This window comes from Erythrobacter sp. (assembly GCF_023653175.1).
Lineage (GTDB): Bacteria > Pseudomonadota > Alphaproteobacteria > Sphingomonadales > Sphingomonadaceae > Erythrobacter.
The window spans coordinates 1-8,960 of record NZ_JAMNXL010000146.1; the positions used below are offsets into that span (position 1 = coordinate 1).

General features: G+C 70.1%; 10 protein-coding genes. 1 reads left to right on the top strand and 9 read right to left on the bottom strand.

The annotated features are described in order from the left end of the window. Window positions 1-390, bottom strand: a 390-nt coding sequence (locus tag NBV68_RS14550; RefSeq protein ID WP_296310935.1) for a family 43 glycosylhydrolase, incomplete at its 3' end; no start/stop codon positions are given. Between the two features lie 71 nt (window positions 391-461). Between NBV68_RS14550 and NBV68_RS14555 the strand changes: the two genes are divergently transcribed. Beyond that, the gene (locus NBV68_RS14555) at window positions 462-1,562 is read left to right on the top strand and encodes an aldose epimerase family protein (RefSeq protein ID WP_296310937.1); all 1,101 of its coding nucleotides are present in this window, start codon (window positions 462-464) and stop codon (window positions 1,560-1,562) included. Window positions 1,563-1,623: 61 nt separating this feature from the next. On the opposite strand, the gene NBV68_RS14560 is transcribed toward NBV68_RS14555, so the two are convergent. The 8 genes from NBV68_RS14560 to NBV68_RS14595 all read right to left on the bottom strand — a co-directional run bounded on the left by NBV68_RS14560 (window position 1,624) and on the right by NBV68_RS14595 (window position 8,828). Next, window positions 1,624-1,797 (bottom strand): hypothetical protein, encoded by a 174-nt coding sequence (locus tag NBV68_RS14560; RefSeq protein WP_296310939.1) that lies wholly within the window; start codon window positions 1,795-1,797, stop codon window positions 1,624-1,626. Between the two features lie 170 nt (window positions 1,798-1,967). Further along, window positions 1,968-2,354: a succinate dehydrogenase, hydrophobic membrane anchor protein gene (gene sdhD / locus NBV68_RS14565; protein WP_296310941.1), complete on the bottom strand. Its 387-nt coding sequence runs from the start codon at window positions 2,352-2,354 to the stop codon at window positions 1,968-1,970. Between the two features lie 8 nt (window positions 2,355-2,362). Further along, window positions 2,363-3,361, bottom strand: a complete 999-nt coding sequence (locus NBV68_RS14570; protein WP_296310943.1) for an NAD-dependent epimerase/dehydratase family protein — start codon at window positions 3,359-3,361, stop codon at window positions 2,363-2,365. After that, window positions 3,358-4,464: a glycosyltransferase gene (locus NBV68_RS14575; protein WP_296310945.1), complete on the bottom strand. Its 1,107-nt coding sequence runs from the start codon at window positions 4,462-4,464 to the stop codon at window positions 3,358-3,360. Before NBV68_RS14575 ends, NBV68_RS14570 begins: the two co-directional genes overlap by 4 nt. Further along, on the bottom strand, window positions 4,461-5,552 hold the full coding sequence (locus NBV68_RS14580; protein ID WP_296310947.1) for a glycosyltransferase: 1,092 nt from the start codon (window positions 5,550-5,552) through the stop codon (window positions 4,461-4,463). Before NBV68_RS14580 ends, NBV68_RS14575 begins: the two co-directional genes overlap by 4 nt. After that, on the bottom strand, window positions 5,549-6,643 hold the full coding sequence (locus NBV68_RS14585; RefSeq protein ID WP_296310949.1) for a glycosyltransferase: 1,095 nt from the start codon (window positions 6,641-6,643) through the stop codon (window positions 5,549-5,551). The genes NBV68_RS14580 and NBV68_RS14585 overlap by 4 nt, the downstream gene beginning before the upstream one ends. Next, window positions 6,640-7,743 (bottom strand): glycosyltransferase, encoded by a 1,104-nt coding sequence (locus tag NBV68_RS14590; protein WP_296310951.1) that lies wholly within the window; start codon window positions 7,741-7,743, stop codon window positions 6,640-6,642. Before NBV68_RS14590 ends, NBV68_RS14585 begins: the two co-directional genes overlap by 4 nt. Continuing rightward, window positions 7,740-8,828, bottom strand: a complete 1,089-nt coding sequence (locus NBV68_RS14595; protein WP_296310952.1) for an NAD-dependent epimerase/dehydratase family protein — start codon at window positions 8,826-8,828, stop codon at window positions 7,740-7,742. The genes NBV68_RS14590 and NBV68_RS14595 overlap by 4 nt, the downstream gene beginning before the upstream one ends. Between the last annotated feature and the right edge of the window lie 132 nt (window positions 8,829-8,960).

Genomic DNA, 8,960 nt, shown 5'->3' on the forward strand with positions numbered 1-8,960 from the left:
AACCCCGGTGCATTGGCGGCCGCTCGCCTTCTCGCGCGCGGTGAAGAACAAGAGGTAGCGGCCCTCCAGCGCGATCACCTCGGGCGCCCAGGTCCAGCCGCGCTCCGCCCATACGGGGAGCACCGGCATCGCATCATGCAGCCGCGCGCCGTCCTTCAAGGGCGCCCAACTCACCAGATCCTCGGACACCGCCATCTGGACATTGGCCTGATCGGCTTCCGCATTGGTCGCATAGGCGAGGTAGCGCCCCTCGTGGGGCAGCACGAAGGGATCGGGGAAATTTGCGCGGTAGACCGGGACGAAGGGCTCGGGCGACTTCGCTGCGGCGGGCGAGGCGAGGCTCGTCGCCGCGGTGAGGGCGGCCAGAACGGCAAGGACAGGTTTGCGCAATCGGCACTCCTCGATCATGAACAGGCAGGCATGGCTTGCCCCAGCTTTATTATCATATAAATGAGCGCACGATGAAGGAAACCCCCTCTGAGAGTCTCCGCCCCGGCGCCCACCGTCGGCTGTTCGGCCACCTGCCCGATGGCCGCGCGGTCGAGGCCGTGACGCTGGTCAACGCCGCGGGCATGCAGGCGACGGTGATCGCCTATGGCGCGGCGCTCCAGTCGATGATCGTGCCCGATCGCGAAGGCAAGCTCGCCGATGTCACGCTCGGCCATGCCACACTGGCCGAATATCTCGCCAACCCCGCCTATTTCGGCTCCAGCGTCGGCCGGGTCGCGAACCGCATCGCGGGCGGGCGCTTCGTGCTGGACGGCAAGGAGTACCGCGTGCCCGCCAACAACGGCCCCAACGCGCTCCACGGCGGCCCCGGCGGCTTCGACAAGGCGCTGTGGGCAATCGTCGAGACCGGCGAGGACCCTGCGCCCTTCGTCCGCCTCGCCCACACCAGCCCGGATGGCGACCAGGGCTTTCCGGGCACATTGCAGATCACTGCCGACTACGCGCTGGGCGATGATGGCGCGCTGGTGATCACCTACCGGGCCACCACCGACCGGCCGACACTCGTGAACATGACCAACCACGCATATTGGAACCTCGCGGGCGAAGGTGCGCCCGGCGGAGCGATGGATCACGTGCTGACCATTCCGGCAGAACACTTCCTCCCCACCGACGAGACCGCGATCCCCACCGGGGACTTCGCAAGCGTGGCGGGCACCCCGTTCGACTTCCGCGAGCCCCGCGTGATCGGCGCGCGGGTGCGCGACACCACCCACGACCAGATCCGCATCGGCCATGGCTATGACCACAACTGGGTGATCGCCCGCGGGCGCGCGGACGCGCCGCGCCTCCTCGCCCGCCTCGCCCACCCGCTATCTGGCCGGGTGCTCGAGGTGCTTTCGACCGAACCGGGGGTGCAGTTCTATTCGGGCAATTTCCTCGATGGCAGTCTGATCGGCAAGAGGAGGCAGGCCTACCGCATGGGCGACGGGGTCGCGCTGGAGCCGCAGATGTTCCCCGACACCCCCAACCGCCCTGCGTTCGGCTCCATCCAGCTCGACGCCGGCGAGGAATACCGCCACCGCATCGTCTTCGCCTTTTCGGCAGACGCCTGACAGGCAAACAAAAAGCGCCGACGGCGAGAGGCCGTCGACGCTCCATCTTCGTGCCGCGCGATCAGGCCGCGACGGGCTTGGCCAGAGCTCCGCCGGTCATCTGGGCGTAGCTTTGCTCCATCTGCCGCATCTGCCCGTGGCGCCATTGGTCGTAGCTGTAGTCAACCTGTCCCTCGGAGGTCTGCGCCGTCATCAGCGTCATTCGTCCGGACGAGGATATGCGATCCTGTGCCATTGTCTGCCTTTCCGTATGCTTCGACCCGCAAAGTTGGCGCGGGGGGAAGACACACAGTGTCGCACGGGCCGGCGGGAGTGCTCCTATCCTGCATTAGCTCGCTGCTGCCCCCTGCCCGCCATCCGGTGCGTTTGAGCGGAGCGGAGCTTAACGGATGACGCAATTGGCTCTCAGGCAGCACCAAACGCGATCCGCAGCACGCACAGCACGCCGAATACTCCGCCGACAATGCAGGCCGACTTGTTGGCCGCCTTCGCCACCGCGCGGCCCAATGGGGCGTGGAGGTAATCGTCGATCAGCTCGTCGAGTCCGTAGCGGACGTGGCGGAAGCTCTCCGCGATCAGCAGCACCATCAGCAGCGTGTTGAGCGGATGGGCGAGCCAGCCGGTCACCCGCGCGTGCGACAGGTCGGGCAGCAGCAACACCAGCGCAGTCAGCAGCCAGGCATAGAGCATTAGCAGCGCCAGCGAGTTCCAGCGCACCGCGATGAATTCCTCTGCCCCGCCGCCGCCCGGGGGCAGGCGGCGGGTGGCTGCGCGTGTGTCCTGTTCGGGCATGGCGTCCTCTATTCCGCGGCTGCCGGAACCCGCAGCGCGCGGTGTTCCTCGGCGAACCATGCATAGGTCTGGCGCAGGCCCTGCCTGAGCGGGGTGACCGGCTCCCAGCCCAGCCATTCGCGCGCCGTGCTGATGTCGGGGCGGCGGCGCTGCGGATCGTCGGTCGGCAGCGCGCAGGTTTCGACCCTGACCGGAACGCCGGCGACCTCGCCCAGCGTCTCGCCCAGTTCGGTGATGGTCAGCTCCTGGCAATTGCCGATATTGACCGGCTGGAGCGCGGGCAGATCGGCCTCCATCAGCCGCATCAGTGCATCGACCGTGTCGTCGACATAGCAGAAGCTGCGCGTCTGGCTGCCGTCACCGTAGATCGTCAGCCGCTCGCCGGCGAGCACCTGGGCGATGAAGTTGGAGATTACCCGCCCGTCGTCGATCCGCATGTGCGGGCCATAGGTGTTGAAGATCCGCGCCACGCGCACCTCGGCGCGGCCCATCCGGGCGAAGTCGAAGGTCAGCGTCTCGGCAGCGCGCTTGCCCTCGTCATAGCAGGCGCGCGGGCCGGTGCAGCTGACATTGCCGCGGTAGAATTCGGGCTGCGGATGAATGTCGGGATCGCCGTACACCTCGCTGGTCGAAGCGAGCAGGAAGCGCGCGCCCGCCTCTTCGGCCAGCCGCAACAGGCTATCGGTGCCGACCACATTGGTGAGCATCGTGTGCTCGGGGTCGGCCTGATAGAGCACCGGCGAAGCGGCGCAGGCGAGGTTGTAGATGCGGCGGATCGCCGCGCCCTCGCGCAGCACCGCGAGCGGCAGGCCATGGGTGATATCGCCGCGCACGAAGCGGAACGCGGGGTAGCGCGCCAGCGTGTCGAGATTGGCGACGCGCGCGGTCTGGAGGTTGTCGAGGCACAGCACCCGCTCGCCTGCATCGAGCAGCCTCCTGCACAGGTGCGAGCCGATGAACCCCGCCCCGCCTGCCACCAGCGTCCAGCCATCTTCGCGGTGTGTCATGCCATTGCTCTCCTGTCGGCAGCGCCTGCCTTGTCGTTGTTGTTGGTCTCGGTGCGTCCCGCGATGGCCGCTGCGAGATCGGCTTCGAACTGGCCTGCGCGGGCTGCGGCGCTGTGCCCGTCCAGCACCGCCTTGCGCGCGGCCTTGCCGATCGCGCGCGCCGGGCGGCCTAGTGCGGCGATGACCTCGACGGCGGAGTCTGCAAGGATGATCGCCTCGCCGGGGGCGAACAGCGTCTCGATCCCTTCCCAGCGGTCCGAGATGATCGCCGTCGCGCAGGCCCCCGCCTCGAACAGCCGGACCGAGGGCGAATGCCCGGCCGCGATCATATCGGCGCGGGTGACGTTGAGCGTGAAGCGCGAGGCCGAATAGAAGCCTGCGTGTTCGGACGGCGGCAGGTGCTCGATCCGCTCGACATTGGCGGGCCATTCGATCTCGGCGGGGTATCTCGGCCCGGCAACCGCAAAGCGCAGGTCGGGGCGCGCGCGGGCGGGCTCGACCAGCAGGCGATCGAGGGTCGGCTGGCGATCGGGGCTGTAGGTGCCGAGATAGGTGAGGTCCCAGCGCTTGGCCGTCTCGAGCGGGCGGTAGAGTGCGGTGTCGACCGAACAATAGAGCGCCCGCGCGGCGCGGGCGCCGTAGTCGCGCTCCAGCCGCGCCAGCGTCGGCCCGCCGGTGAAGGAGCAATAGAGGTCATACCCCGCCAGCACCTCGGAGGAGAGGTATTCGCACTCTCCCCGGTCGAGCGCGGCGAGCGTCACCGGCGTGTCGATGTCGTAGAAGCACGTCACTCCGCGCGCGGCGTCCTGCACGAAGGCGCCCACCGCAACGCCATCGGGCACGTAGGAGCCGACCATCACCGCATCCGCCGCCGCGATCTCGCCGCGCCACTGCTCCAGCCCCGCGAGGCTGTCGTAATAGGCGAGGCGGCAGAACCCGGGCTCGGCCAGATCGCGGTGGGCGGCGTACCAGGGCACGTCGCGTTCGAGAAACAGCACCTCGTGGCCCCGCGCCGCAAAGGCGGCGAGCAGCGCGCGGAAGGTGGTCGCATGGCCATTCCCCCACGAGGACGACAGGCTCAGCCCGAGGACGACCAGCTTCATGCCGCGACCTCCCGCCGCGTCTCGGCAAGGCGGTGCAGCTCGCGGTCAACGATCACCGCGCGCAGTTCGTAGGTGTGCTCGTGACGCACACGCTCGAGCGCCGCCGCGCCGATTTCCCGCGCGCGCGCCGGGGTGAGCGCGGCGAGGTGCTCGGCAACGTCCTGCCCGTCGCGCGCGACCAGGATCTCGCGGTCGGGTTCGAGGAACATCGGGATGCCCTCCCAGGCGTCGGTGATGAGGCAGGCCGCCGCGCCCGCCGCCTCGAACACGCGGGTGGCGGGCGAGAAACCGACCGCTGCCATCGAATCCCGCGCGACGTTCAGCACCGCGAGCGGCGTCGCGTTGAAGGCGTTGTGGTCGGCGGTGCCGACGTGGCCAATCGCGCGGACATTCGGCGGCATGGACTTGTCCTCCCAGCCATTGCCGCCGAGCAGGAAGCTGCGGTGCGGCAGCAGTGCGGCGGCCCGCAGGAAGAACGCCTCCACCCGCGCCTCGCGGTCGGGCAGACGGTTGGCGAGGAAGGCGAGATCGCAGGCGAAGCGCGGGTCGGGCGGAACCGGCACATGGGTGGTGAGATCGAGCGCATTGTAAACCGGCACGCAGTCCCGCGCCCCGAAGCCGCGATAGGCCTCGACCACCGGGGGGCCGCCGCCATAGGTGAAGACCATATCGAGCAGGGGCAGTGCGGCGCGCACCGGGTGGGCGGCATCGCGGCGCATCTCGTCGAGCGTCGCGGCGGCGTCAACGTCCCAGAATATCTTGAGCGCGTCGCCGCGCGCATGGCTCAGAATGCCTTCGAGCAATTCGCGATCATAGACCCCGACCCCGCTCGCCTTGATCACCACATCGGCCGCACCCGCTTCGGCAAGGACGCTTGCGAGGCCCTCGGGCGTGGCCGGCCACACTACCACCCTGGCCCAGACCGGCGGTTCGATGTCGCGGTGCTGCTGGCGATCGAAGGCGTCGGGTTCGTAGAAGGTGATGCTATGGCCGCGCTCCGCCATCGCGCGCAGGATGCCGCGGTAATAGGTGGCCGCCCCGTTCCAGTAGGCCGACAACAGGCTCGATCCGTAGAAGGCGATATTCATGCGGTCTCCTTTTGGGGGGCGAGCAGCGCCAGCAATTCGTCGGCCCGGTGGGCGCAGGTGTGGCGTTGGCGGATCGTCGCGAGGCCATGCGCGGCCAGTTGCGCACGCATGTCGGGTTCATTGGCGAGTGCTTCGAGGTGCGCGGTCATCTCCGCACCGTTGCGGGCGACGAGGTAATCGCTGCCGGGCGCAAACAGCCCCTCGGCATCGTCCCACGGCGCGCAGACCAGCGGGATGCCGCAGGCGAGCGCCTCGAACACGCGGATGGTGGGGATGCCGGGCAGCGCCTCGACATAGAAGCGGCGGGGGACGTGGACGGTCGCCAGGGCTTGCGCGAAGATGGCCGGCGCGCGCGGGTTCGCCGCCCAGCCGCGATAGCGTGCACCGTATCGCTCGAGCGTGGCGAGCGCGGCGGCGGGGTAGCGCACCCCGTAGATATCGAGCGGCAGGCCTGCGGCGGCGGCGGGGGCGAGGAGGAACTCCTCGAGCTCCGCTGATCTCTCGCCGTCGCCCCAGTTGCCGATCCAGACCAGGCCCTCGCGAGGGCCTTCATCGGCAGGGGGGTGGAAGCGGCGCATGTCGGCGGCCTCGTGCCACACGTGGACCCGCGCGCCCCACCCCCAACCGCGATAGACCGCAGCGAGCGCCTCGCCGAAGGCCAGCACCCCGTCATAGCCCGACAGATCATAGGCGCGCATGGCTGTGGGCTCGCTGACCGCGCGGTGGTGGGTATCGTGGAACAGCAACCGGAAGCGCGCGCCCCGCTTCCGCAGCGTGCCGAGCGCGGCGACCAGCGCCGGATCGTTCCACTCATGGACGATCACGCAGTCCGCGCCCTCGACCAGCGCTTCAAGATCGGCACCCGCGCGGTAGCTGACCGAGGCGAGGCGCGGATAGGCGACCGTGAAAGGCTTCAGGCCCGCCGCGCCGTGATCGGCGACAAGGTTCGCGCGGCTCCACGCGTCCGCCGGTTCGAAGGCCACCGCATCGTGCCCGCGCGCCACCAGCTCGTCCATCACGCCGCGCAGGAAATGGGCATTGCCGTGGTTCCAGCACGAGGCGAGCGAGTGGGTGAAATAGGCGATCCTCATGCCGCCACCGCGCGCGCGCCCAGCAGCGGGGTGTAGATCGCCGCCATGCCCCGCGCGGTCGCGGCAGGGGTGAAGCGCACCGAGCGGCCATGCGCAGCCTCGCCCATTTGCCGGCGCAAGTCAGGGTCGCGGTGCAACCGCGTGATCGCGGCGGCGAACCCGGCGGCGTCATGCGCGGGGACGAACAGCGCCGCCCCGTCCCACAGCTCGCGAAAGGTCGGGATGTCGGACAGCACCAGCGCGCAGCCCGCCGCAGCCGCCTCGAGCACGGCAAGGCCGAAGGGCTCAAAACTTGCGGCCGAAACGAACACCGGCCGCAGCATCAGGAGCTCGGCAAGGGCTGCGCCGGGCAGCGTGCCGAGCGCGACCGCATGGGCGAAGTGCGCCTGCTCGCCGCGCGGGCCGCGCAATGGCCCAGCCGCCAGCACCCGGACATCGCACTTTCCGGCGGCCGCATCGAGCACCGCGGCGTTCTTGGCCGGGTCCCACATCCGCCCCACGCCGAGCGCGACGTGGAGCCGGTGGGCGTCGCCCTCGACAGCGGGTGCGAGCGGACGGCCGTTGAGGACCACCACGGGCGCGCGCGGCAGACGGTAGGTCGCGGCGAGCAGCGCGGCGAAACTCGCGCTCGGGGCGACTGCGGCAGCGGCGACGGTGAGCCCGCGGCGCACGAGGTCGGCGTGCCAGCCGAGCGCGGGGTCGAGTGGGCCGCCGCGCGCGCCCTGCCACCAGGTCGCGATGCAGCCGTGCGCGACCGTCACCACCGGCACCGGAAAGTGCGCAGCACCGGCCAGCGCGGGGGAATTGCAATGGACGAGGTCGGCGCCGAGCTCGCCAGCCAGCCGCGCCAGCGCCTCGGCCGCCGCGCGCACATCACCCGGCGCGTCGCACAGCCAGTCGAGCGGCAGGCCGGTCTCGATCAACCGCACCCCGGCGGGCAGGTTCGCGCGTGCCGCCTTATCCGGCTGCGGGCCGAGCAGCGCGAGCGTCACCTCGCACCGACCTGCGGCAAGCTCTCCAGCAAGGTCGCAGGAATACTGCCAGACGCCCCCCACCGCGTCGGTGGTCATCAGGATGCGCCGTTCCGCGAGACCCCTCACGCCGCACTCTCACGAGCGAGCACGCGCGGCGCGGGCGCGGAATGGTTGGCGCTCAGCCATGCGGCAAGATCGGCCAGCCCGCTGCGCCAGCTCTTGCGCGCAGGCAAGCCCAGCGCCGCATCGGCGGCCCGCGTATCGGCGACGAACCAGCGCTGGTCGCCCGCGCGCCAATCGGCGAAGTCGACCCGCGGCGCGGTGCCGAGGATGCGCCTGATCTCGGCCACAAGGGTGAGCAGGCTTACGGCGTTGTCCGCCCCCCCGCCCCAGTTGAAGGCGCGCCCCGTGATGGTCTCGATCCGCTCGAAGGCGGCGATATAGGCCGCGCAGGTATCGGCAACGTCGCAGATGTCGCGCACCTGATGGCCATCGCCGTAGAGCATGATCGGCTCCCCGGCGAGCGCGCGCAGCAGGAAGTGCGCGACCCAGCCCTGGTCCTCGGTGCCCATCTGGCGCTCGCCATAGATGCAGCTCATCCGCAAGACCGCGGCGGGCATCCCGAAGCTCCTCGCGTAATCGAGCACATACTGGTCCGCCGCGCCCTTCGAGCAGCCATAGGGCGTGTGGAAATCAAGCCCGCGGTCTTCCGCCACACCGTGCCGGGCGAGCGCGGGATCGCGCGGGACATAGCCCGCATCGGTGCGGCGGAAGGGGGTGTCGGCGAGGTCGCCGTAAACCTTGTTGGTCGATGCGAAGATCAGCGGCGCGCCCGGGCGCTCGCGGCGCAAGGCCTCTAGCAGCGCAAAGGTGCCGCCGAGATTGACCGCGAAATCGGCAGCCGGGTCGGCAAGGCTGGTAGTGACCGCGACTTGCGCGGCAAGGTGGAACGCGCCATCGACGCCCCGTACCGCAAGCGCGATCGCTCCCGCATCGCGCACGTCGGCGATGACCGGTTCGACCAGCGGGCCGTGCCGCGCGCTGAGCCAGGCGAGGTTGCGCTCGACCCCCGGCCGCTCGAGCGAATCCAGGATCCGCACCCGGCAGCCGCGCGCCAGCAGCCGGTCGGCGAGGTTCGATCCGATGAAGCCCGCGCCGCCGGTGACCAGCACCACAGCGCCCTCGCTCAGGTTTGCGGCTCCCGCCGTCATGCCACCAGCCCGCGTGCTTCGAGTTCCTCGCGGGCCGCTGTCGCCCGGTCCTCTGCGGTTTGCCCGGCGAGCCACGCCGCCAGATCGGCCAATCCCGCGCCGAAATCCTGCGCTGCCGCGAAGCCCAGAACC

Excerpts from the sequence above, each read along its gene's own strand:
- NBV68_RS14555 (WP_296310937.1), top strand. The coding sequence starts at position 462 with ATGAAGGAAACCCCCTCTGAGAGTCTCCGCCCCGGCGCCCACCGTCGG.
- NBV68_RS14560 (WP_296310939.1), bottom strand. The coding sequence starts at position 1,797 with ATGGCACAGGATCGCATATCCTCGTCCGGACGAATGACGCTGATGACG.
- sdhD (WP_296310941.1), bottom strand. The coding sequence starts at position 2,354 with ATGCCCGAACAGGACACACGCGCAGCCACCCGCCGCCTGCCCCCGGGC.
- NBV68_RS14570 (WP_296310943.1), bottom strand. The coding sequence starts at position 3,361 with ATGACACACCGCGAAGATGGCTGGACGCTGGTGGCAGGCGGGGCGGGG.
- NBV68_RS14575 (WP_296310945.1), bottom strand. The coding sequence starts at position 4,464 with ATGAAGCTGGTCGTCCTCGGGCTGAGCCTGTCGTCCTCGTGGGGGAAT.
- NBV68_RS14580 (WP_296310947.1), bottom strand. The coding sequence starts at position 5,552 with ATGAATATCGCCTTCTACGGATCGAGCCTGTTGTCGGCCTACTGGAAC.
- NBV68_RS14585 (WP_296310949.1), bottom strand. The coding sequence starts at position 6,643 with ATGAGGATCGCCTATTTCACCCACTCGCTCGCCTCGTGCTGGAACCAC.
- NBV68_RS14595 (WP_296310952.1), bottom strand. The coding sequence starts at position 8,828 with ATGACGGCGGGAGCCGCAAACCTGAGCGAGGGCGCTGTGGTGCTGGTC.